Below are 22,941 nucleotides of genomic sequence, written 5' to 3'. Positions count from 1 at the left end.
GGAGCCCCTCATGGAAACCACCATCGCTTCGCTGATCGGCGAAGAGCGCTTCGATCTGACGATCCGCGGCGGGCGCATCGTCACCGACGGCCGCGTGGTCGAGGGCGACCTCGGCGTGCGCGACGGGTGCATCGCGGCCATCGGGGGCTCGCTGCCGCCGGGCCTGCGCGACGTGGACGCCACCGGCCGCTGGGTGCTGCCGGGCGGCATCGACAGCCATTGCCACGTCGAGCAGCGCTCGGGCATGGGCATGATGTGCGCCGACGACTTCTACTCGGCCACCGTGTCCGCCGCGTTCGGCGGCACCACCACCATCGTGCCGTTCGCGGCGCAGCACCGGGACATGTCGGTGCCCGAGGTGCTGGCGGACTACAGCCGGCGCGCGGCCGAGAAGGCGGTGATCGACTACGGCTTCCACCTGATCCTGGCGAACCCCGACGCCACCACGCTCTCGACAGACCTGCCCGCGGCCATCCGCGACGGCATCACCTCGCTGAAGGTCTACATGACCTACGACCGCATGAAGCTCGAGGACTACGAGCTGCTCGACGTGCTGGCGCTGGCGCGGGCCGAGGGTGCGCTGGTGATGGTGCATGCCGAGAACAACGACATGATCCGCTGGATCGCGCAGCGCCTGATCGACCGCGGCCACACCGCGCCCAAGTTCCACGGCGTGGCGCACGACCCGCTGGCCGAGACCGAGGCGGCCTACCGCGCCATCGCGCTGGCACGGCTGGTCGACGTGCCGCTGCTGCTGGTGCACGTGGCCGGCAGCGACACAGTGGAAGTGATCCGCCAGGCCCAGACCCTGGGCGCCAACGTGCTGGCGGAGAGTTGCCCGCAGTACCTGTTCCTGACCGCCGCCGACATGGACCGCCCGGGCCTGGAGGGCGCGATGTTCTGCTGCTCGCCCCCCGCGCGCGATGCCGATGCGCAGGAGGCCATCTGGCGCGGCCTGATCGACGGCACGCTGGCCACTTACTCGTCGGACCACGCGCCCTATCGCTTCGACGAAACCGGCAAGCTGCCCAAGGGCGACGCCACCACCTTCAAGGAAATGGCCAACGGCGTGCCGGGCATCGAGCTGCGCATGCCGCTGCTGTTCAGCGAAGGACTCCTGAAGGGGCGCATCGACATCCACCAGTTCGTGGCGCTCACGGCCACCAACCACGCGAAGCTCTACGGCCTGGCACCGCGCAAGGGCGCGATTGCCCTGGGCGCGGACGCCGACATCGCCGTGTGGAACGCCGAGCGCGAGACCACCATCACCGCCGCGATGCTGCACGACAACGCCGGCTACACGCCCTACGAGGGCCGAACCATCCAGGGCTGGCCCGAGGTGGTCGTGAGTCGCGGCCGCGTGGTGGTCGAGAACGACACGCTGCATGCCGAGCGCGGCAGCGGCCACTACCTGCGCCGCGGCGCGCCGGACCTGGCGCGCCGCGCACCGGTCGCCGACGCGCAACGCCCGCACGGCCATGTGCTGAAGGCACTGATCGGCCTGGGGGAAGGACAAGGCATGAACACGCTCGCCGCCCCGCCGCGCGTGCGAGTGTTGAACCCGAACAGCAGCGCCTCCGTGACGGAGGCCGTGGCGCGCGCCTTCCGCGCCGCCGTGCCGCCGACGCAATGCGCCTTCGACTGCATCACCGCGCACGACGGCCCGCCGGGCATCGTGACGCAGGACGACTTCGAGCACGGCGCGCGCATCGCGGCCGACGACGTGGCTGCGCACGCGGCCGAGGCCGACGCCTTCGTGCTGGCCTGCTTCAGCGACCCCGGCGTGGCCGCGGCGCGCGCGCGCTGCGACCGCCCGGTCATCGGCCTGGGCGAAGCCGGCATGCGCGCCGCCATGGCGTGCGGCCAGCGCGTGGGCGTGATCGCCATCGCCAGTGCCGCCATCGGGCGCCACCTGCGCTACTGGGAGGCGCTGGGCGTGCGCGACCACGTGGTGGCCGAACGACCGCTCGACCTGCCGGTACACCTGTCGGGCGACGCCGCCCACGCGCTGGCGCCGATGATCGCGGCGGCCCGCATGCTGGTCGACGAGGACGGCGCCGACGTCGTGCTGCTCGGCTGCGCCGGCATGGCCGAGTTGCGCGCCCCGCTGGAAGCCGCGGTGGGCGTGCCCGTGGTCGACCCGTGCGAGGCGGCGGCCGAGCTCTCGGCCCGGCTTGCGCTGGCGTGGCGCGACGGAGCCGCCCCATGATGGCCGCACCGCGGCGGCTGGGCGTGCTCGGCGGGATGGGGCCGCTGGCCGGCGCCGCATTCGCGCTGCGCATGGTGCAGCTCACGCCCGCCGACAACGACCAGCAGCACATTCCGGTGCTGCTGTGCAACGACCCCGGCATCCCCGACCGCTCATCGGCCTTCCTCGGCCACGGGCCGAGCCCGCTGCCCGCCATGCTGCGCGGCATCGAGACGCTGGTGGCCGGCGGCGCCGACTGCATCGCCATTCCGTGCAACACCGCCCACCTGTGGTTCGATGAACTGCAGGCCGCCAGTCCGACGCGGCTGCTGCACATCGTCGATTCGGTGGTGGCGGACCTGCGCCGCCAGGGCGTGACGCAGGGCAAGGTCGGCATCCTGGGCACGCCCGCAACCATCGCCATGGGGCTGTACCAGCGTCACCTGCGCGCCGCGGGCTACCAGCCGATCGAGCCTTCGCCCCAAGACGTGCAGCGCCTGTGCGTGCCGGCAATCGCGGCCGTGAAAGCCAATCGCATCGACGACGCTTTCGCCCCCGCGACCGAGGGCATTCGCCTGCTCGCACAGCAAGGCGCACGGGCCGTGGTGCTCGGGTGCACCGAACTGCCGCTCGCCGTTCCGGCGCAGCGGCGCCGCGAGTTCGACATCGTGCTGACCGATTCGATCGACGCGCTGGCGCTGGAGGCCATCGGCCTGATGCGACCCGCCGCGGCCTGAACTGCCGCGCAGTGCCGCCGCAGGCCCCTCAGTGCTTGAGCTTCATCGTCACTCCACCGTGACGCTCTTGGCCAGATTGCGCGGCTTGTCGACATCGGTCCCCCGCGCGCATGCCGTGTGATACGCCAGCAGCTGCAGCGGCACCACGTGCAGGATCGGCGAGAGCGCGCCGTAGTGCTCGGGCATGCGGATCACGTGCAGGCCGTCGCTGCTCTTGATCTTCGTGTCGCCGTCGGCCAGCACGTAGAGCACGCCGCCGCGCGCGCGCACTTCCTGCAGGTTGCTCTTGAGCTTTTCGAGCAGCGCGTCGTTCGGTGCCACGGCCACCACGGGCATCTCGCTCGTCACCAGCGCGAGCGGGCCGTGCTTGAGTTCACCGGCGGCGTAGGCCTCGGCGTGGATGTAGGTCACTTCCTTGAGCTTGAGCGCGCCTTCGAGCGCAATCGGGTAGTGCAGCCCGCGGCCGAGAAAGAGCGCGTTGTCCTTTCGCGCGAAGTCTTCGGCCCAGCCGATGATCTGCGGCTCCAGCGCCAGCACCGACTGCAGCGCGACGGGCAGGTGGCGCATCTCCTTCAGGTAGCGCGCCTCGTCGGCGTCGCTCAGCCGGCCCTTGGCCTGCGCGATGGCGAGCGTGAGCAGGAAGAGGCCCGCGAGCTGCGTGGTGAAGGCCTTGGTCGACGCCACGCCGATTTCGACGCCGGCGCGCGTGATGTACGCCAGCTTGCACTCGCGCACCATCGCGCTGGTGGCGACGTTGCAGATGGTCAGCGTCTGCTCCATGCCGAGCGAGCGCGCATGCTTCAGCGCGGCCAGCGTGTCGGCGGTTTCGCCCGACTGGCTGATGGTGACGACCAGCGTCTTCGGGTCGGGCACGGAGTCGCGGTAGCGGTATTCGCTGGCGATCTCGACCTGCGTGGAAATCTTCGCGATGCCTTCGAGCCAGTACTTGGCCGTGCAGCCGCTGTAGTAGCTGGTGCCGCAGGCGAGGATGAGGATCTTGTCGATGTCCTGGAACACGCGGTACGCGCTGGCCCCGGTGGCACCGTCTTGTCCGATGCCGTCGAACAGCTCGGGCACGATGCCTTCCACGCCTTCGAGCGTGTCGCCGATGGCGCGCGGCTGCTCGAAGATTTCCTTCTGCATGTAGTGGCGGTAGGGGCCGAGTTCGGCCGCGCCGCTGTGGGCGTGCACGGTGCGCACTTGGCGGGTGACCGGCTTGTGGCTCTTGTCGACGATCCAGTACTTGCCCGGCTGCACGTCGACCACGTCGCCTTCTTCCAGATAGATGATCTGGTCGGTCACGCCAGCCAGGGCCATCGCGTCGCTGGCGAGGAAGTTCTCCGCGCCGTCCTTGCCGGCGCCGAGGATCAGCGGCGAGCCCGCGCGCGCGCCGACCACGCGCTGCGGCTCGTCGCGGCAGATCACGGCGATGGCGTAGGCGCCGTGCAGCTGCAGCACGGCCGCCTTCACGGCTTCGAACAAGTCGCCGTCGTAGAGGCTGTCGACGAGGTGGGCGATGACCTCGGTGTCGGTCTGGCTCTCGAAGACGTAGCCCTTCGCTTCGAGCGCGGCGCGCAGCGTTTCGTGGTTTTCGATGATGCCGTTGTGCACGAGCGCGATGCGGCCCGGCCGCGCGTTCTGCGCATCGGTGCCGGGGCCGTGGCTGAAATGCGGGTGCGCGTTGTGCACGGCCGGCGCGCCGTGCGTGGCCCAGCGCGTGTGGGCAATGCCGGTGAGGCCTTCGACCTTGTCGTCGCGCACCTGCGCCACGAGGTCAGCCACGCGCGAAGTGGTGCGCGCCCGTGTCAGGCCACCGGCATGCACCGCCACGCCGCACGAGTCATAGCCACGGTATTCGAGCCGCTGGAGGCCCTGAACCAGGACCGGAACGATGTTGCGATGGGACGCTGCCCCGACGATGCCGCACATGGTGAGCTGCCTTTGAATGAAGAAGAGCCTTGATGGTAGGAAGGCGAGAAAGAAATATGCATTCGAAATTTCATAGATTTCGGACTTTTATTTCTTCATTTCTTTGATTTGGACTTTTATTCCATAATTTCATTGAATATGGAATCAATCTCCCTGGATTCAATTGACCTGCGGCTGCTCGACGCCCTCCAGCGCGATGCTTCGCAGACCAATCAGCGCCTGGCCGCCGATGTCGGCATTTCGCCGCCCACCTGCCTGCGCCGCGTGCAGCGGTTGCGCGAAGTCGGCTTGATCGAACGCCAGGTCGCACTGCTGTCGCCCGACCGGCTCGCCACAGTACTGGGCCACGGCCTGCAGGCGGTGATCGAAATCTCGCTCGACCGGCAGGACACCGCCTCGCTCGACGCCTTCGAGGCCCGCGTCATCGCCGACGACGCAGTTCAGCAGTGCTGGCGCGTGTCGCCGGGCCCGGACTTCGTGCTGGTCGTGGCCGCGCGCGACATGCCCGACTACGGCGCGCTCACGCAGCGCCTGTTCACGGCCGATGCGAATGTGCGCAACGTCAAGGCCTTCTTCAGCCTCAAGCGCGCGAAATTCGAGCCCCGGCTGCCGCTGACACCCTCTGCCTGAGAACCGTCAGGCCTTCGGCTTCTTCTGGGGGCGCTTCCAGTTGGCGAAGCTCACCTGCTTGCCGCGCGCCACAGTCAGCGCCCCCGGCTCGGTCGACTTGTTGATGGTCGAGCCGCCACCGATGGTGCCGCCCGCGCCAATGGTGATGGGCGCCACCAGCACGCAGTTGCTGCCCACGTGCACGTCGTCGCCGATCACGGTGCGGTGCTTGTTGGCGCCGTCGTAGTTGGCGGTGATGCTGCCCGCGCCGTAGTTCACGCGCTCGCCCACGGTGGCGTCGCCCAGGTAGGCAAGGTGGTTGGCCTTGGCGCCGGCGGCCAGCGTCGAGTTCTTGACCTCGACGAAGTTGCCGATGTGCACCTCTGCGCCCAGCTGCGCGCCGGGCCGCAGCCGCGCGAAGGGGCCGATGAGCGAGCCCGCGCCCACCGTCACGCCGGCCTTCTCGCCCTCGATGTGGGTGAACGGATGGATCACCGCGCCCGCCTCGATGCGCGCATTGGCAATGACGCAGTTCGCGCCGATACGCACGCCCTCGCCCAGCGACACCGCGCCTTCGAACACGCAGTTGACGTCGATCTCGACGTCGGCCGCGCATTCGAGCGTGCCGCGCAGGTCGAAGCGCGCCGGGTCGGCCAGGCGCACGCCCTGCTCCATCAGCGCATTCGCCTGGCGCAGTTGCCAGGCGCGTTCGAGCGCCGCGAGCTGGGCCGGGCTGTTGATGCCGGCCACCTGCAGTGCGTCGGTGGTGATGTGTGCAACCACGGGCACGCCGTCGGCGGCGGCGAACTTCACCACGTCGGTCAGGTAGTACTCGCCCTGGGCGTTCTTGTTGTCCAGCCGCGCGAGCCAGCCCTTGAGCAGGCGCGCGGGCACGGCCATCACGCCGCTGTAGATCTCGCGCACGGCGCGCTGCGCCTCGGTGGCGTCCTTGTGCTCGACGACGGCTGTTACCTCGCCCTGCTCCGCCGCACGGATGACGCGGCCGTAGCCGGCTGGGTCGTCGAATTCGATGGTCAGCAGCGCCAGCTTGCTGCCCGCGCTGGCCGCGATGAGCGCGCGCAGCGTGTCTTCGCCGATCAGTGGCACGTCGCCCGACAGCACGACCACCGTGCCGTCGTCCGGCAGCAGCGGCGCGGCCTGCTGCACCGCGTGGCCGGTGCCGAGCTGCGGCTCCTGGCGCGCAAAGCGCAGCGTGGCGCCCTCGATGCCGCTGGCCAGCGAGGCCTCGACTTCGGCCGCGCCATGGCCGGTGATGACCACCACGCCGCGCGCGCCGATGCGTGCGGCGGTGCCCGTCACGTGGGCCAGCAATGCGCGGCCGCCCAATCGATGCAACACTTTGGGCAGTCTGCTTTTCATGCGCGTGCCCTTGCCGGCCGCCATGATGACGACGTCGACCGGCCCCCGGCTGTCTTGTTGCGGAGTCTGATTCATGCGTTTTTCTTCCCGATTTCGTTGCGCTGCAGTGGCGCGAATTATCGGCGTGCTGCTCATCGCCGCCGCCCTGGGCGCCTGCAGCGCGATCAAGCTGGCTTACAACAACCTGCCCACGGTGAGCTATTGGTGGCTCGACGGCTACCTGGACTTCGACGGCGCGCAGACCCCGAAGGTGCGCGACGAGCTCGATCAGCTGCTGGCCTGGCACCGCCAGAACGAGTTGCCGCGCATCGCATCGCTGCTGCAGGAAGCGCAGGCGCTGGCGCCGGGAGAGGTGACGCCGGCGCAGGTCTGCGCCATGGCCGACCGCGTCCGCGAGCGCCTGCTGGCCGTTACCGAACGCGCCGAGCCGGCCGGCACCGAGCTGGCGCTGAGCCTGACCGACGCGCAACTGCAGCAGCTGGAGCGCAAGTACGCGAAGAACAACGCCGAATACCGCAAGGACTGGCTCGACCGCACCCCGGCGCAGGTGCAGGAAAAGCGCTACGACCAGTTCCTGGACCGCACCGAAGACTTCTACGGCCGCCTCAGCACGGAACAGCGTGAGCTGCTGAAGCAGCAGGTTGCGCAGTCGGTGTTCGATCCGCGGCTGGCGGACGCCGAGCGCCGCAAGCGCCAGCAGGAGGCGCTGGTGCTGCTGCGCGGCTTCGTGGCCAGCAAGCCGTCGCCGGCCGAGGCGCGCACGGCGCTGCATGGCTACATCCAGCGCATCGCCGAGCCGCCGCCCGGGCCATGGCGCGACCAGCAGCAAGCGCTGCTGCAGGAGGGCTGCCGCAACACGGCTGCGCTGCATAACGGCACCACTGCCAGCCAGCGCGCGCAGGCGGTGCGCCGGCTGCAGGCCTACGAGAACGATCTGCGCCAGCTGGTGGCCACGCGCTGAAGAAGGCCTTGCGCCCGGTCAGATCAGCGGCGTCGGCCGCATCGGGCGTTCGAAGTAGTCGCCCAGCGTTTCCAGCGCGTGCGGCTCCATGATGCGCAGCCAGCCGGCGTCGATCTTGTAGAGCCCCAGCCGTTGCAGCCGCCGCAGCGTCTTGTTGGTGTGCACCAGCGAGAGCCCCAGCGCATCGGCGATGTGCTGCTGGTTGAACGGAAACTCGACCCAGCCGTCGCGCACCATGCCCACGCGCTGTGCGCGGCGGTACAGGTGCATCAGCAGCATGGCCACACGTTCGCCGGCATTGCGCCGGCCGGTGGTGACTAGACTGTCGTCGACCATCTTTTCCTCGCGCGCCGCAAGCCAGGTGATGTGGTAGCCCAGCTTGGGCTGGGCATGGAACAGGTCCCAGAGCCGGTCGCGCGAGAAGGCGCACAGCGTGACGTCGGTCACCGCCTCGACGCCGTGCGTCTGCCCCTCGGCAAACTCGTCCTGCAGGCCGAGGAAATCGCCGGGCAGCAGAAAGCTCAGTATCTGCCGCCGGCCGTCGCTCAGCGTCTTGTAGCGGAAGGCCCAGCCCGAATAGAGGGTGAAGAGCTGCGGGCTCGGCCGGTGCTCGTCGATGATCGAACTGCCCGCCTCCACGCGCCGGGTGCCGATGCGGAAAGACTGGATGGCCTGCAGCTCTTCGCCGGAGGCCGGCACGAAGGCATCGAGCTGGCGCAACGCGCACTGGTCGCACGAGTTCACGCCCTGGGGAGGCGCGGCAGCGGCGGGATAGTCCTCGAATTTCACGCTTCACTATAGGCGCTGCGCCTGTGTCTTTTGACATTTCGCGGCGTCCCGGGGGTACCTACACTCCGCACCGCCTTCCTCCCCCAAGACGCATGACAGCAGAACCAACGCTCCCGCTCTACGAAGTCCTCTACTGCAGCACGCTCGCCCAAGGCCTGCCCCCGGACACGGTGGGTTCGATCGCTTCCCGGGCACGCATGCGCAATGCGGAGCGCGACATCACCGGCCTGCTGGTGTTCGACGGCATGCGTTTCTGCCAGCACCTGGAAGGCCCGCCCGAAGCCATCGACGCGCTGATGCAGCAGATCGAGAGCGATCCGCGCCATGTCGGCGTCAGGGTCGTCTACCAGGCCCCGCTGGCAGCCCGCCGCTACAGCGGCTTTGGCATGGGGCTGGCCGAATGCGAGGGCCCCGACCTGATGGCCGGCGTGCATGCGCTGGACGGCGAGGCGGCGCTGCGGCACTTCCTGGCGCTGGTTCCCAGCTTCGACATCAACGGTTGAATTGAACTGAATGGGCGGCGGCCCGGCGGCCCTACCCCAAAAGACGCTTCAAAAAGAAAAAGGCGGCCGAGGCCGCCTTTTCAGCACATGGAGGGAAAACAATCGCTCAGGCGTTGTCCCAGCTGTAGGTCGCGCCGTAGCCGTCCCACGCCTCCATGACGATGCGCTGGCCCGCGGCCACCGTCAGCGATTCGCCGGGTGCGAGCACCAGGTCTTCGCTGGGGTTCTGGAGCGTGGCATCAGGCGTGATCCACACCCGGCCCTGCTTGACCCGCAGAATGCTGGCCGCCCGCGCCTTCAGGCTCATCGCCTCGCCGGGCGCGATCTGCCAGGCACCGCGGCGAACGGCCGGCGGAACGGCGGCGGTGCGGGCGGGAACGGACAGGGACGAGAGCGATTGGGTGGTGCAGACGGCGGTGGACATGATGTAACTCCTTGGCTTTGCCGAAGCGCTTGTCAGAAAGTGGCAATAGCGCAGTTCGGGAATGAATGATCGTTTCTATGGCGTTGGCGGTCCAATGAAAACGAGGTAGCCTACTGATGCGTGTTTCGCATCAATCGATCTGAACGCCGACCAGTCCTCCAAAGTCATATCCATGCAACATTCGCAAACCCATCTGCGCTCCCGTCCGATCTCCGCCGGGCACCTGCGCGCCTTCGAGGCGGTGGCCCGGCACCTGAACTTCCGCGCAGCAGCTGAAGAAATGGCACTGACCCAGTCGGCCGTGAGCCGCCAGATCCAGTCGCTGGAAGAAGAGGTGGGCGTGGCCCTGTTCCTGCGCCACACGCGCGCGGTGGAGCTCACGAGCGCAGGGGCGCTGCTGCTGCTGGCGGTGCAGCAATCGCTGCCGCGCATCGACACGGCGGTGCGCCAGATCCGCCAGAGCGCGGGGCGGCAGAGCGTGTCGCTGACCACTTTTGCCTCGTTCGCCTCGATGTGGCTGATCCCGCGGCTGGAGGCCTTCCAGCGCGACAACCCCGAGATCGACATCCGCATCGACGCCAGCGACGTGGCGGTAGACCTCGAAGTGGCCGACGTCGACATCGCCCTGCGCTACGGCCCGCGCGAGTCCATGACGGCCGGCGCCGTGCGCCTGTTCGGAGAAACTCTGACGCCGGTGGCCAGCCCCTGGCTGCTGAAGAGCAGCCCGCCCATCAAGACACCCGCCGACATCACCCAGTTCACGCTGATCGAGGCCGGCGACGCGCACCGCACGCACCTGGAATGGTTGACCTGGCGCCGCTGGTTCGAGGTGAACGGGCTGGAACGCGCGCAGCCCAAGCGCTGGCTCTATTTCAACTACGCCTACCAGATGGTGCAGGCCGCTCTTACCGGGCAAGGCGTGACGCTGGCGCGCAGCTCGCTCATTGCCGAGAGCCTGGCCAACGGCGACCTGGTCGAGGTGCTGCCCCAGCACCGCATGGATTCGCCGATGTCCTACTGGCTCATTGCCGGGCCGCGCAGCGCGCTACGGCCGGAAATCAGGGCCTTCTGCGACTGGCTGCTGCTCCAGGCCGTGACCACACGCGAGACCATCGGCGAAGTGCCCGACCCGGACACCGTCGACAACATCGACTGACGCTGACAGGTCAGCTGGTCGGCCAGACCACGCCGTTGTCGTTGAGGATGGCGTCGAGCGGCAGGTCATGCGCCTCGGGCTCGAAGTCTTCGAGAAAGCCGTGGGTGAAGCCCAGACCCACCGTGAAGGGCCTCGGCTCCAGCGCCGCCAACGTGCGGTCATAGAAGCCGCCGCCGTAGCCCAGCCGGTAGCCGCCCGCGCTGTAGCCCACGCAGGGCACGAACAGCAGGGTCGGCACAATCAGCTCGGTGTCCTTGGGCTTGGGAATGCCGTAGGCGTCTTCTTCCATCTGGCAGCCCGGGTACCAGGCGTGGAAGGTCAGGGTCTTGTGGACTTTGTCGATCACCGGCAGTCCGATGCGCCGGCGCTGCGTCTCTTCCATGAGTTCGCCGTCTTCCTTCCAGCGGTGCAGGGCGGGCAGCGGGTCGAACTCGCCCTTGATCGGCCAGTAGGCGCCGATCACGGTGTCGGGCCGGCCGACCAGCCAGATCCGCATCACGCGCTGCAAAAGGTCTGCGCGTGTCAGCCGGTCGGGCATCGCAAGACGTTGCTCGATGAGTGCCTTCCTCAACTGTTCCTTAAGAAAACTCGCCGTTGCCGAAGTGTCGGCACCCTTTGACTTGTCCATAATCCCCCGATGCAGTTCCCAAGCATTTTGGCACCCAAGCGCCATCGCCCGCGCGTCAACCCGCGCAACGCGGCACCCGCACTCGTTTTTTCCACTGTTCTTGCCCTCGCTGCGTTGCTCTCGCAGCAACCCGCAGCCGCGCAGAGCAACACCAACGACGATGTGCTGACCCAGATGAAGCAGGCCTTCCAGCGCGGCGACAAGGCCCGCCTGACCGCCCTGCTGCCGCAAGCCCGCGGCCATGCACTGGAGCCCTGGGCCGCCTACTGGGAACTCAAGGCGCGCCTGCAGGACGCCCCCGCCAACGAAGTGCAAGACTTTTTCGCGCGCTACCCCGGCACCTACCAGGAAGACCGCCTGCGCAACGACTGGCTGCTTCTGCTCGGCCAACGCCGGGACTGGGACAACTTCTCCGCCTCGGTAGACGGCTTCCGCATGGGCGACGACGCGCAGGTGCGCTGCTATGCGGTCCTGGTCGACACGCTGCGCACCGGCACCGCCACGCAGGCACAGGCCGACGAGGTGCGCCGCAACTGGCTCGCCCAGAAAGACCTTGACGACGGCTGCCTCACCGCCGCCGACCGCATGGTCGCCGCCCGCCTGATGTCGACCAACGACGCCTGGAAGAAGGCGCGCCTGGCCATCGAGGCCAACCGCCCGCAAGCCGCGCGCGCCGCCGTCACCATCGCCGCGCCCGATGCGCTGCCGCTGTTCGAGGAGCTCAACGCCAGCTCGGCCAAGTTCCTGACCGGCCGCGCCTTCGTGGCCGCCAAGTCGCGCAAGGAGCTGGTGGTGCTCGCGCTCATCAAGATCGCCATTGCCGACCCCGAGCTGGCCGCCTCGCAGCTCGACAGCAAGTGGGGCCCGATGCTCTCCGCCGAAGAGCGCAACTGGCTCTGGGGCACCATCGGCCGCGCCGCCGCGCTGAAGCTCTGGCCGCAGGCCGGCACTTACTACGCCAACGTCACCAAGAACAGCGACCTGTCCGACGACATGCTCGGCTGGCGCGCGCGCGCCGCCCTGCGCGCCGGCCAGTGGAAAGAGGTGGCGCCCGCCATCAACGCCATGAGCGAAACCGCCCAGCTCGACCCGACCTGGGTCTACTGGAAGGCCCGCGCCCTGGCCAGCGCTGGCGGCGACGAACGCCGCGCACAAGCCCGCGACCTCTACCAGAGCATCGCCGGCTCCCGCGGCTTCTACGAGATGCTGGCGCTCGAGGAACTCGGCCAGCGCACCGTGGTGCCCACCCGCCCCGACCCGCTCACCCCCGAGGAAAAAGCCGCCGCGCGCAACAACCCGGCGCTCGCCCGCGGCCTCTACGCCATCGCCATCGGCCTGCGCTCCGAAGGCACGCGCGAGTGGAACTACGCCACCAACCTGCACGACAAGGGCGGCATGGACGACCGCGCGCTGCTGGCCGCGGCCGACTTCGCCTGCCAGCGCGAAGTGTGGGACCGCTGCATCAACACCAGCGAGCGCACCAAGGGCGTGGTCGACGTCGAGCAGCGCTTTCCCATGCCCTTCCACGACACGGTGCTGCGCAAGAGCCAGGACATCGGCCTCGACCCGGCCTACGTCTACGGCCTGATCCGCCAGGAAAGCCGCTTCATCATGGACGCACGCTCGGGCGTCGGCGCCTCGGGCCTGATGCAGGTCATGCCCGCCACCGCGCGCTGGACGGCCCGCAAGATCGGCATGACCGACTTCTCGCCCGGCCAGATCAACGACCGCGAGACCAACATCACCATCGGCACCAACTACCTGAAGCTCGCACTCGACGACTTCGACGGGTCGATGGCGCTGGCCGCCGCCGCCTACAACGCCGGCCCCGGCCGGCCGCGCAGCTGGCGCAACGGCCCGGTGATCGACGCCGCCATCTGGGCGGAGAACGTGCCGTTCAACGAAACGCGCGACTACGTGAAGAAGGTGCTGGCCAACACCACCAACTACGCGGCCATCATCAGCGGCCGGCCGCAGTCGCTGAAGGAACGCCTGGGCCGCGTAGGTCCGCGCGATGCTTCCGAGCCGGAACCCAACAAGGACCTCCCCTGAGATGAGTTGGCGCGACGAGGTGCTCGACACCCTCGCGTCCGAGTTCTCGGACGTGAGCGACGTCGCGCAACTCACGCGCATCGTGCTGCGCCTCACGCTCGCTGGCGCACTGGGCTTCGTGCTCGGCTTCGAGCGCGAGCAGCAGGGCAAGGCGGCCGGCGTGCGCACCCACATGCTGGTGGCCATCGGCTCGGCGATGTTCGTGCTGATCCCGCAGCAGACCGGCATCGTGCCGGCCGACATGAGCCGCGTGATCCAGGGGCTGGTGGCGGGCGTGGGTTTCCTGTGCGCCGGCACTATCCTCAAGCAGGGCAAGGACGAAAGCCACGTGCAGGGCCTGACCACAGCCGCCGGCCTGTGGATGACGGCTGCCATCGGCATGGCCTGCGGGCTCGGCCGCGAGGTGACAGCCGTGGTGAGCGCGCTGCTGGCACTCGCCGTGCTGGCGCTGGTGCCGCGCCTGGTGAGCGTGATCGAGCGCGTAGCCGGTGATCCGAAGAAGAACGACGACACCCCCGAGCGCTGAGCGCGCTCCCGCATCAATTCGCGCTGCCTTCGGCATCAATCGCCGCACCGCGCCCGGCTAGCATCGAAGACCCTGTTTTGAACCACCGCAACGGACCGGAGACCCCTCTCATGCGCAAGCTCTATGTTGGCAACAAGAACTACTCGTCGTGGTCCATGCGGCCCTGGGTGCTGATGAAGCAGGCCGGCATCGACTTCGAGGAAGTCATCGTGCGCTTCGATTCGTTCGAGGCCGATTCGCAGTTCAAGCACACCATCGCCGCGCTGAACCCGGTGGCCAAGGTGCCGGTGCTGGTGGACGACGGCCTCGTCGTCTGGGACACGCTGGCCATCGCCGAATACCTCGCCGAAACTTTCCCCGAAAAGCAGCTCTGGCCCCGGTCGGCAGCCGACCGTGCACGCGCCCGCAGCGTCTGCGCCGAGATGCACTCGGGCTTCGGCGGCCTGCGCAACCATTGCGGCATGAACATCGAGGCCTCGCTGCCCGAGGTGGGTGCGCGGCTGCTGAAGGAAGTGCCCGAGGTCGTCAGCGACCTCGCGCGCATCGTGCAGATGTGGAGCGGCCTGCTCGACACGCATGGCGGCCCGATGCTGTTCGGCGCCGCGTTCGGCATCGCCGACGCCTACTTCGCGCCCATCGGCACGCGCATCAAGACCTATGGCCTGCCGGTGCCGGCGCACATCACGGCCTACATCGAGCGCGTGCAGGCGCTGCCGGGCGTCAAGGCCTGGATCGACGATGCACTGGCGGAGAAAGACTTCCTGCAGTTCGAAGAGCCCTATCGCACGGGGCGCTAGGGTCTTCGAAGCAGGTGGGGCGGATCAGAACCGGTAGGTTGCCGCCACGTACGTGACGATCGGGTTCAGCTTCAGGCTGGCTTCGCTGTTGGCCACCGGCAGGCCGTAGATCGAGGTCGTGGTCAGCTTGGCCTTGGTCTTCAGCGGGATGTACGACACCGAGAACGAGACACCCCAGTGCTTGTCGAACTGGTAGGCCGCGCCCACGTTGATCACCGGTGCGAACGAGCTGTCGAGCTTGGCCGTGGTATTGACCGCAAGCGGCGACTGGTGGAACTGGCTGGCCAGCGCGCCCTGCAGATTCGAGGTCAGCTTGACGTCGCTGTACCAGACGTAGGTGGCGCCCAGGCCCACAAACGGCCGGAAGGCGTCGTTGCCTTCGTTGAAGAAGTACTTGCCCAGGATCGTCGGGCTCCACTGGCGCGCCTCGCCGAGCTGTCCGACGCGGCCGAGGGTGCCGGTGCCGTTGAGCTTGAACTTCGGCGGCACGCCAAAGACACCTTCCACCGCCCAGTGGCTGTCGATGAAATAGGTGGCGTTGAGGCCCAGGGTGTCGGAATCGCTCACGCTGGCGCCCGAACCGGCCAGAACGGCCGGAATCGGCGAGGTCACGGTCAGCGGCTTGCTGGAATCCTGCGGTGACAGATGGAACCAGCCCGCGCCGACGACCCAGTCGCCCGCCTGCTGCGCCATTGCGCTTCCAGATGCCAAGGCACCCAGAGCCGCCAGCGCAAACATTGTTTTCTTCATGATGTGAATTGCTCCTTTGGTTGAAATATCCCTCTGCGGATGCAGGCGTGGACTTGTGGCTGCCACTGAATTTCGTCCGATGAACGAACGATTGCCCGGTCTGCGTCAAGGATTATCGAACGACCGTTCTATTCTTAGCCCGGGAGTATCCCTACACTGCACTTATGAAAATTTTTCTCGTTGGAGGTGCACTTCGCGACCGGCTGCTGCAGCGGCCGGTGTCCGACCATGACTGGCTGGTGGTCGGCGCCACGCCTGAAGAAATGGTGGCCCGGGGCTACCTGCCCGTGGGGCGCGACTTTCCGGTGTTCCTGCACCCCGAGACGCGCGAGGAATACGCGCTGGCCCGCACCGAGCGCAAGAGCGCGCCGGGCTACCGCGGCTTCACCGTGCACGCCGCGCCCGACGTCACACTGGAGCAAGACCTCGCGCGCCGCGACCTGACCGTCAACGCCATTGCGCTGCCGGCCGAGCTGGTGAGCGCCGACGGCCGCTTCGACCCCACGCCTGCCACGCTGGCCGACCCCTTCCACGGCCAGCGCGACCTGCGCGACAAGGTGCTGCGCCACGTGACCGACGCCTTCCGCGAAGACCCGGTGCGCATCCTGCGCGTGGCGCGCTTCGCCGCGCGCTTCGACGACTTCAGCGTCGCCCCCGAAACCATGGCGCTGATGCGCGAGATGGTCGCCGCCGGCGAGGTCGATGCGCTGGTGGCCGAGCGCGTTTGGCAGGAGCTGTCGCGCGGCCTGATGGAAACGCGCCCCTCGCGCATGTTCGAGGTGCTGCGCGAATGCGGTGCGCTGGCCGTGCTGCTGCCCGAACTCGACGGCGGCACGCAAGCGACGATGGCAGTCGTCGATACCAGCGCGCGCCTGCAGGCCTCGCTGGCGGTGCGCTTCGCCTGCCTCATGCGCAACGAGAGCGTCAAGCAGCTGCAGCAGGTGTGCGACCGCTGGCGCGTGCCGGTGGAAATCCGCGAACTGGCCGAAGTGGTGGCGCGCGAGCACGGCCACATCGACGGCAGCGACGCACTCGATGCCGCGGGGTTGGTGCGCCTGCTGGAGCGCTGCGACGCCTTCCGCAAGCCCGCGCGCTTCGCCGAGGCGCTGCTGGCCTGCGAGTGCGATACGCGCGGCCGGCCGGGCTCCGGAGACGCGCCCTACCCGCAGCGCGAGCGCCTGCTCGCAGTGCTGGCGACGGCGGCGGCCGTGGCCACCGACGTGGTGGCCCAAGCCGCCCAGCAGTCCGGCGCCACCGGCCCGAAGATTGGCGAGGCGATCCACCGGGCCCGGGTCGAAGCCGTCGCGGCATCGCTGCCCGCCAGGGCATGACTTCTGGCACTTCCCGGAGCAGACCCGGCCGATAGCATCGACCGGGTGAATGCCCCCGCGCCGAAGCCTGCACACAAATCCGACGCTTCCCCGCATCCGTCCGCCGGGCCGGACGACCTGAGCCTGCGCGTGCTGCGCGAGCACGTGGCCTCGGTGTACGCGACCTACAACGCGTCGGTGTTCGTGCATTTCGGCCTGGGCGCGGCGCTCGGCGCGGCCATGTACGTGCACCAGCCCCGCCTGTGGATCCTGGCCTGGATGGCGGCCCACCTGTCGTTCGGCCTCGTCCTGTTCTTCATGCCGCGCTGGCACGACGGCGTGCCGCTCGCGGACACCACGCGCTGGGCGCGCCGGCATTCGCGCACCGTCACTGCCGTCAGCCTGGCCACGGCCACCGCGCCACTGCTCTTCATCTCGGCCGACGACCTGCCCGTGACCTCGGTGGTAACGGTGGTCATCATCGGCAGCTGCGCCAGGGCCATGCAGCTGCTGTGGCCGCTCAAGCCCGCGCTGTACGGCTACACCCTGCCGATGATGCTGAGCCTGATTGCAGCGCTGGCCTGGCAGGGCGACGCCCTGCACTTCTTCCTCGCGGTGTTCAGCCTGGGCTATCTGCTGTTCACGCTGCGCGTGGGCGACCAGCAGCACAAGCTGCTGACCGACTCGCTGGTGCTGCGCTTCGAAAACGAGGCGCTGGCCGCGCAGCTCGGCGAGCAGATTGCCGTCGCCGAACGCGCCAGCGCCGAGAAGACGCGCTTTCTCGCCACCGCCAGCCACGACCTGCGCCAGCCGCTGCATGCCATCGCCTTGTTCGGCGCCGCGCTGGAGAACGAGCTGCGCGAGCACCACGGCGGGCGCAACGCGCAGCGGCTGATGCGCGCGGTGAATGCACTGGGCAATTCACTCGACACCATGCTCGACGTGTCGCGCCTCGACGCGGGCGTGGTCATGCCGGCCGTCGGGCCCGTGTCGCTGGACGCGCTGTTCCGCTCGCTCAACCACATGTTCGCGGCGCAGGCCGAGCAGCGGCAATTGCAATTGCGGGTGCGCGCCAGCGGCCTGTGGGTGCGCAGCGATCCGCAGCTGCTGTACCGCATGCTCTCGAACCTCGTCGACAACGCGCTGAAGTACACGGCACGCGGCGGCGTCGCCGTGCGGGCCCGTTCGCGCGGCGACACGGTGTGGATCGAAGTGCTCGACACCGGCATCGGCATCGCACCCGAGCAGCAGGAGCGCGTGTTCGAGGAGTACTACCAGGTGCAGAACCCCGGCCGCGACCGCGCACAGGGGCTGGGCATCGGCCTGTCGATCGTGCAGCGGCTCTCGCGCCTGCTGCAGCATCCGGTGCAGGTGAAGTCGCGCCTGGGCGGCGGCTCGCGCTTCCGCATCCGGCTGCCGGCCGCGGCGCCCCTGGTGGCCGACGTCGAGTCGGCCGCACCCGCTTTCCGCGGCACCGCTGCTTCGCCCGGGGCGATGATCCACGCGACACGCGCACGCATCCTGCTGATAGACGACGAAGCCGAGATCCGCGAGGCCATGACCGGCCTCTTCCACGCCCACGACCTGGCCGTGGACGCCGTGGCCAGCGAAACCGAAGCCGTCGAGGTGCTGGGCCGGCCCGATGCGCAGGAGCGGCCCTTCGCACTGTTGATGTGCGACTACCGCCTTTCCAACGGCGACAACGGCCTCGACGTCGGCCTGAGGCTGCAGCGCCGCTTCGGGCTGCAGGCGCCGCTGATGCTGGTGACCGGAGAGACCTCGCCCGAGCGGCTGCAGCATGTGCGCGCCTCCGGCGTGCCGGTGCTGTTCAAGCCGGTGAACGCCGCGACGCTGCTGCGCGCACTCGCCGAGGTGGTGCCCGTCACCTGACGCGAAGGGGCACGGCCCCCGGGAAAAGCCCAGCTCAAGGTTTTGGCCGACATGCTTGCGTTGCAGTGCGTGTTAAGGTTTTTCCCGATGCCAAAGTCCTCCAGCAACTTGCAGTTGCCTCCTCCGTTGGGCCGGGATGCAGCCCTCTTCCTCGACTTCGACGGTACGCTGGTCGGGCTTGCGCCCACGCCTGAAGCCATCGAGATTCCGCCTGCCCTCGTGCCCCTGCTGAGCGACCTGCGCGACCAGCTCGGCGGCGCGCTCGCCGTGGTGTCGGGCCGCCAGATCGATTCCATCGACCGCTTTCTCGCGCCGCTGCGGCTGCCCGCGGCCGGCGAGCACGGCGTGCAGCGCCGCAACGCCAGCGGTCACACGCAGGAGCAGCGCCCGCCCGACCTCATCCCCATCCTGGAAATTGCCAACGAACTCGCACGGGTGCACGAAGGCCTGCTGGTGGAGCGCAAGCACGCCGCCATCGCCCTGCACTACCGGCTCGCGCCGCAGCTCGAGGCGGTGTGCCGTGACGCGATGTCACGCGCCATCGAAAACCATCCGCAGCTCGAGCTCATGCACGGCAAGTTCGTGTTCGAGGTAAAGCCCACGGGCATCAACAAGGGCATTGCCATCGACGCCTTCATGACCGAGGCGCCGTTCGCGGGCCGCACGCCGGTCTTTCTGGGCGACGACACCACCGACGAGAGCGGCTTTGCCGTGGTGCAGCCGCGCGGCGGCATTGCCATCAAGGTCGGCTCGGGGCCGAGCCTGGCGCTGCACCGGCTCGAATCGCCGCGCGCCGTCTACGAATGGCTGGTGCAGGCACGCGACATGCTGGGCGCACAACGCCCCACGAAAACCGAAGAATCCCCGAGGAGCCCCCGATGAGCGAACAACAACTGCCGGTGGCGCCCGAGGACCGCGCCGGCCAGGCGCTGGCAGGTGCGGCCGGCCCGGACGACCGCGCGCCGGCCGACATGCAGGCAGCCGCAGCCCCCGGCCCGCGCGGCTTTGCCCCGCCGGCCGAGCCTTCGCTCAACGTCGGCGTGATCGGCAACTGCGCCTACAGCGCGCTCATCGACGCGCGCGGCCGTGCCGTGTGGTGCTGCCTGCCGCGCTTCGATGGCGACCCGGTGTTCAACGCCCTGCTGCACCCCGGTGAAGATGCGGGCGCGTGGAGCATCGACATCGAAGACTTCGCCGAAGCCAAGCAGTGGTACGAGCCGAACACGGCCGTGTTGCGCACGCAGCTGTTCGACAGCGCAGGCCAGGGCGTGGAGATCACCGACTTCGCGCCGCGCTTCTACAGCCGCTCGCGCTACTTCCGCCCGCTGATGATGGTGCGCCGCGTGCGGCCGATTGCTGGTGCGCCGCGCATCCGCGTGTCGCTCGACCCGCGCTTCCAGTGGGGCGCCTCGGCGCCGGTGGAGGTTACGCGCGGCAGCAACCACATCCGCTACGTCGGGCCCGACGTGACGCTGCGGCTGAACACCGATGCGTCGATCTCGCACATCCTCTCGCGCCAGCCCTTCGTGATCTCGCGCGAATTCAACTTCATGTTCGGCGTGGACGAGACGCTGATGGACGGCATTGCCGACACCGCGCGCCGCTTCGAGCAGGAAACCATCTCCTACTGGCGCACCTGGAGCAAGCGCCTGGCGATTCCCTTCGAGTACCAGGAGGCGGTGATCCGCGCGGCCATCACGCTGAAGCTCTCGCTGTACGAGGACACCGGCGCCATCGTCGCCGCCATGACCACCAGCATTCCCGAGGCGCCGGGCAGCCAGCGCAACTGGGACTACCGCTACTGCTGGCTGCGCGACGCCTTCTTCGTGGTGCGCGCGCTCAATTCGCTGAGCGAAGTGGGCACCATGGAAGACTATCTGCGCTGGCTCGCCAACGTGGTGATCGGCTCGCACGGCGAGCACATCCAGCCGCTGTACGGCATCGGGCTTGAGCGCGAGCTGCCCGAGTCTTTTGTCGAGAACCTGGCGGGCTACCGCGGCATGGGCCCGGTGCGCGTGGGCAACCAGGCACAAGAGCACTTCCAGCACGACGTGTACGGCAACATCGTGCTCGGCGCGGCACAGGCCTTTCACGACCACCGGCTGCTCAGCCGCGCGGGGCTGGCGGAGTTTCCTCACCTCGAGGCGGTGGGCGAGCAGGCTGTGCGCGTCTACGGCACGCCCGACGCCGGCATGTGGGAGCTGCGCACGCGCGCCCGCGTGCACACCAGCTCGGCACTGATGAGCTGGGCCGCCTGCGACCGGCTTGCCAAGATCGCGCGCGCGCTGGCGCTGCCCGAGCGCGCCGCCTACTGGCACGGCCACGCCTCGCGCATGAAGGAAGAGATCCTCGCCAAGTCGTGGTGCGAAGAGCGCCAGGCTTTTGCCGAGAGCTTCGGCGGGCACGAGCTCGACGCGAGCATCCTGCTGATGGTCGAGGTCGGCCTGATCGACGCACGCGACCCGCGCTTCATCTCCACCGTCGACGCGATGGAGAAGTCGCTGTGCGACGGCCCCTACATGCGCCGCTATGAAGCGGCCGACGACTTCGGCAAGCCCGAGACCGCCTTCAACATCTGCACCTTCTGGCGCATCGACGCGCTCGCCAAGATCGGCCGCAAGGCCGAGGCCCGCCAGATCTTCGAGACCATGCTCGCTGCGCGCAACCCACTGGGCCTGCTGTCTGAAGACACGCACCCGGTCACGGGCGAGATGTGGGGCAACTTTCCGCAGACCTATTCGATGGTCGGCATCATCAACGCGGCCGTGCGCCTGTCCGCTCCCTGGGACTCTTGCATATGAGCCGTCTAGTCGTCGTTTCCAACCGCGTGGCAGACCCACGCAAGCCGGCAGCCGGCGGCCTGGCCGTGGCGCTCGGCGAAAGCCTGCAGCAAAGCGGCGGCATGTGGTTCGGCTGGAGCGGCCAAGTCATCGAAGGCGGCCCCACCGGCGAAGGCGAACTGCACCGGCAACAGGCCGGCAAGGTAACGCTCGCCACCATCGACCTGAGTCGCGAAGACCACGACAGCTACTACCTCGGCTACAGCAACGACGTGCTCTGGCCGGTGTTTCACAACCGGCTCGACCTGGCGCACTTCGACGCTGGCTTCATCGGCGGCTACCGGCGCGTGAACCAGCTGTTCGCGCGCAAGCTGCTGCCGCTGCTGAAGGACGACGACGTCATCTGGGTGCACGACTACCACCTGATCCCGCTGGCGGCCGAGCTGCGCGCCATGGGCTGCAGGCAGCGCATCGGCTTCTTCCTGCACATTCCGTTGCCGCCGCAGATCATTACCGCGGCCATTCCGCAGCACGAATGGCTCATGCGCTCGCTGTTCTCGTACGACCTGATCGGCTTCCAGGCGCAGCAAGATGTGCAGCACTTCGAGCACTACGTGCGCAACGAGGCCCACGGTGAGTACCTGGGCAACGACATGTACCGCGCCTACGGGCAGACGGTGCGAAGCAGCGCCTTTCCCATCGGCATCGACGTCGACGAATTCGCGGCGCTCACGCATGCGAAGGAATCGCGCGACATGTACGAGACCATGAAGCGCGAGTATTCGAGCCGCCGGCTGCTGCTGGGCATCGACCGGCTCGACTACTCCAAAGGCATTCCGCAGCGCGTGCGTTCGTTCCGCGAGCTGCTGGCCAACTACCCCGAGAACCGGCGCAGCGCGACGCTGATCCAGATCGCCTCGCCCACGCGCGAGACGGTCGACGCGTACGGTGACATTCGGCGCGAACTCGAATCGCTGTGCGGTGCCATCAACGGCGACTACGGCGAGCTCGACTGGATGCCGGTGCGCTACATCCACCGCATGGTGGCACGCAAGCGCGTACCGGGGCTGTGCCGCGCAGCAGCCGTAGGGCTGGTGACGCCGCTGCGCGACGGCATGAACCTCGTCGCCAAGGAATACATCGCGGCGCAGGACCCGGCCGACCCGGGCGTGCTGGTGCTGTCGCGCTTTGCCGGGGCGGCGGAGCAATTGAAAGAAGCGCTGCTGGTGAACCCGTACGACACGCACGGCACGGCTGAGACTGTTCAGCAAGCACTGCAGATGCCGCTGGAAGAGCGACGCGAACGGCACCAGAAGTTGTTGTCACGTATTCGTGAGCAGGACATTCACTGGTGGCGGAATAGCTTTCTCGAGGCGCTGCGGGAAGCGGCTAGCGAACGTTGAAGGTTCGGGGCACGCTCACGCCGACGGGGTACCTTGCTCCGCGAATGTCCCCCGGCCTTCGGCCTCCTCCTGATATTGTTTCTCCCGCTCCCGTAGCGCTGAAGGGAGCCCGTCCGGTAAACCCCGCTC

The 22,941-nt window shown here is 68.4% G+C and carries 20 protein-coding genes and 1 pseudogene; 15 read left to right on the top strand and 6 right to left on the bottom strand.

Annotated features, from left to right (window positions below):
- Window positions 1–10: 10 nt before the first annotated feature.
- From hydA to cuyB, 3 genes and pseudogenes are all read left to right on the top strand, one after another.
- A pseudogene (gene hydA, locus ACSFBF_RS34055) lies at window positions 11–1,504 on the top strand (dihydropyrimidinase); the annotation flags it as partial.
- A gap of 15 nt (window positions 1,505–1,519) precedes the next feature.
- Window positions 1,520–2,209 carry an aspartate/glutamate racemase family protein gene (locus ACSFBF_RS34050; RefSeq protein ID WP_435474777.1) on the top strand — a complete coding sequence of 230 codons (690 nt, stop codon included), beginning with the start codon at window positions 1,520–1,522 and terminating at the stop codon, window positions 2,207–2,209.
- Window positions 2,209–2,925, top strand: a complete 717-nt coding sequence (gene cuyB, locus ACSFBF_RS34045; RefSeq protein WP_435474775.1) for a cysteate racemase — start codon at window positions 2,209–2,211, stop codon at window positions 2,923–2,925. The genes ACSFBF_RS34050 and cuyB overlap by 1 nt, the downstream gene beginning before the upstream one ends.
- Before the next feature lie 48 nt (window positions 2,926–2,973).
- Here the strand turns inward: cuyB and glmS are convergent, their stop codons facing one another.
- Complete coding sequence (gene glmS / locus ACSFBF_RS34040; protein WP_435474716.1) at window positions 2,974–4,854, bottom strand: glutamine--fructose-6-phosphate transaminase (isomerizing); 1,881 nt, start codon at window positions 4,852–4,854, stop codon at window positions 2,974–2,976.
- 138 nt (window positions 4,855–4,992) lie between these two features.
- Here glmS and ACSFBF_RS34035 point away from each other — a divergent pair, with 138 nt between their 5' ends.
- The gene (locus ACSFBF_RS34035) at window positions 4,993–5,484 is read left to right on the top strand and encodes an Lrp/AsnC family transcriptional regulator (protein WP_435474714.1); all 492 of its coding nucleotides are present in this window, start codon (window positions 4,993–4,995) and stop codon (window positions 5,482–5,484) included.
- 6 nt (window positions 5,485–5,490) lie between these two features.
- Here ACSFBF_RS34035 and glmU read toward each other — a convergent pair whose 3' ends face one another.
- Entirely contained in the window at window positions 5,491–6,918 is a 1,428-nt protein-coding gene (gene glmU, locus ACSFBF_RS34030; RefSeq protein ID WP_435474712.1) for a bifunctional UDP-N-acetylglucosamine diphosphorylase/glucosamine-1-phosphate N-acetyltransferase GlmU, read from the bottom strand.
- On the opposite strand from glmU, the gene ACSFBF_RS34025 reads away from it, so the two are divergent.
- Window positions 6,917–7,804, top strand: coding sequence for a DUF6279 family lipoprotein (locus ACSFBF_RS34025; RefSeq protein ID WP_435474710.1), 888 nt, complete (start codon window positions 6,917–6,919; stop codon window positions 7,802–7,804). The two genes, glmU and ACSFBF_RS34025, sit on opposite strands and share 2 nt — an antisense overlap.
- An 18-nt stretch (window positions 7,805–7,822) precedes the next feature.
- On the opposite strand, the gene ACSFBF_RS34020 is transcribed toward ACSFBF_RS34025, so the two are convergent.
- Window positions 7,823–8,593 (bottom strand): Crp/Fnr family transcriptional regulator, encoded by a 771-nt coding sequence (locus ACSFBF_RS34020; protein ID WP_435474708.1) that lies wholly within the window; start codon window positions 8,591–8,593, stop codon window positions 7,823–7,825.
- A 92-nt stretch (window positions 8,594–8,685) separates the two neighbouring features.
- On the opposite strand from ACSFBF_RS34020, the gene ACSFBF_RS34015 reads away from it, so the two are divergent.
- The gene (locus ACSFBF_RS34015; protein WP_435474706.1) at window positions 8,686–9,096 is read left to right on the top strand and encodes a BLUF domain-containing protein; all 411 of its coding nucleotides are present in this window, start codon (window positions 8,686–8,688) and stop codon (window positions 9,094–9,096) included.
- Between the two features lie 106 nt (window positions 9,097–9,202).
- Here ACSFBF_RS34015 and ACSFBF_RS34010 read toward each other — a convergent pair whose 3' ends face one another.
- Window positions 9,203–9,520: a DUF2917 domain-containing protein gene (locus ACSFBF_RS34010; RefSeq protein ID WP_435474704.1), complete on the bottom strand. Its 318-nt coding sequence runs from the start codon at window positions 9,518–9,520 to the stop codon at window positions 9,203–9,205.
- Window positions 9,521–9,692: 172 nt separating this feature from the next.
- Between ACSFBF_RS34010 and ACSFBF_RS34005 the strand changes: the two genes are divergently transcribed.
- Window positions 9,693–10,676 (top strand): LysR substrate-binding domain-containing protein, encoded by a 984-nt coding sequence (locus ACSFBF_RS34005; protein WP_435474702.1) that lies wholly within the window; start codon window positions 9,693–9,695, stop codon window positions 10,674–10,676.
- Window positions 10,677–10,686: 10 nt separating this feature from the next.
- On the opposite strand, the gene ACSFBF_RS34000 is transcribed toward ACSFBF_RS34005, so the two are convergent.
- Window positions 10,687–11,304 carry a 5-formyltetrahydrofolate cyclo-ligase gene (locus ACSFBF_RS34000; protein WP_093056112.1) on the bottom strand — a complete coding sequence of 206 codons (618 nt, stop codon included), beginning with the start codon at window positions 11,302–11,304 and terminating at the stop codon, window positions 10,687–10,689.
- 9 nt (window positions 11,305–11,313) lie between these two features.
- Between ACSFBF_RS34000 and ACSFBF_RS33995 the strand changes: the two genes are divergently transcribed.
- The 3 genes from ACSFBF_RS33995 to ACSFBF_RS33985 all read left to right on the top strand — a co-directional run bounded on the left by ACSFBF_RS33995 (window position 11,314) and on the right by ACSFBF_RS33985 (window position 14,679).
- Window positions 11,314–13,356 (top strand): lytic transglycosylase domain-containing protein, encoded by a 2,043-nt coding sequence (locus ACSFBF_RS33995; protein ID WP_435474700.1) that lies wholly within the window; start codon window positions 11,314–11,316, stop codon window positions 13,354–13,356.
- A gap of 1 nt (window position 13,357) precedes the next feature.
- Window positions 13,358–13,882 carry an MgtC/SapB family protein gene (locus ACSFBF_RS33990; protein WP_435474698.1) on the top strand — a complete coding sequence of 175 codons (525 nt, stop codon included), beginning with the start codon at window positions 13,358–13,360 and terminating at the stop codon, window positions 13,880–13,882.
- A 110-nt stretch (window positions 13,883–13,992) separates the two neighbouring features.
- Complete coding sequence (locus ACSFBF_RS33985; protein WP_435474696.1) at window positions 13,993–14,679, top strand: glutathione S-transferase family protein; 687 nt, start codon at window positions 13,993–13,995, stop codon at window positions 14,677–14,679.
- Between the two features lie 24 nt (window positions 14,680–14,703).
- Here ACSFBF_RS33985 and ACSFBF_RS33980 read toward each other — a convergent pair whose 3' ends face one another.
- Complete coding sequence (locus ACSFBF_RS33980; RefSeq protein ID WP_435474694.1) at window positions 14,704–15,429, bottom strand: OmpW/AlkL family protein; 726 nt, start codon at window positions 15,427–15,429, stop codon at window positions 14,704–14,706.
- A 164-nt stretch (window positions 15,430–15,593) separates the two neighbouring features.
- Here ACSFBF_RS33980 and ACSFBF_RS33975 point away from each other — a divergent pair, with 164 nt between their 5' ends.
- The 5 genes from ACSFBF_RS33975 to otsA all read left to right on the top strand — a co-directional run bounded on the left by ACSFBF_RS33975 (window position 15,594) and on the right by otsA (window position 22,812).
- The gene (locus tag ACSFBF_RS33975; RefSeq protein ID WP_435474692.1) at window positions 15,594–16,760 is read left to right on the top strand and encodes a tRNA nucleotidyltransferase/poly(A) polymerase-related protein; all 1,167 of its coding nucleotides are present in this window, start codon (window positions 15,594–15,596) and stop codon (window positions 16,758–16,760) included.
- A gap of 45 nt (window positions 16,761–16,805) precedes the next feature.
- Window positions 16,806–18,629 carry an ATP-binding response regulator gene (locus ACSFBF_RS33970; protein WP_435474690.1) on the top strand — a complete coding sequence of 608 codons (1,824 nt, stop codon included), beginning with the start codon at window positions 16,806–16,808 and terminating at the stop codon, window positions 18,627–18,629.
- A gap of 87 nt (window positions 18,630–18,716) precedes the next feature.
- Window positions 18,717–19,511 (top strand): trehalose-phosphatase, encoded by a 795-nt coding sequence (gene otsB / locus ACSFBF_RS33965; RefSeq protein ID WP_435474688.1) that lies wholly within the window; start codon window positions 18,717–18,719, stop codon window positions 19,509–19,511.
- Window positions 19,508–21,430, top strand: coding sequence for a glycoside hydrolase family 15 protein (locus ACSFBF_RS33960; protein WP_435474686.1), 1,923 nt, complete (start codon window positions 19,508–19,510; stop codon window positions 21,428–21,430). Before otsB ends, ACSFBF_RS33960 begins: the two co-directional genes overlap by 4 nt.
- Window positions 21,427–22,812: an alpha,alpha-trehalose-phosphate synthase (UDP-forming) gene (gene otsA / locus ACSFBF_RS33955; RefSeq protein ID WP_435474684.1), complete on the top strand. Its 1,386-nt coding sequence runs from the start codon at window positions 21,427–21,429 to the stop codon at window positions 22,810–22,812. The genes ACSFBF_RS33960 and otsA overlap by 4 nt, the downstream gene beginning before the upstream one ends.
- Window positions 22,813–22,941: the final 129 nt, after the last annotated feature.

It is taken from the genome of Variovorax nivicola, assembly GCF_051216475.1.
Lineage (GTDB): Bacteria > Pseudomonadota > Gammaproteobacteria > Burkholderiales > Burkholderiaceae_C > Variovorax.
This window is presented reverse-complemented; position numbering and strand designations above follow the sequence as displayed.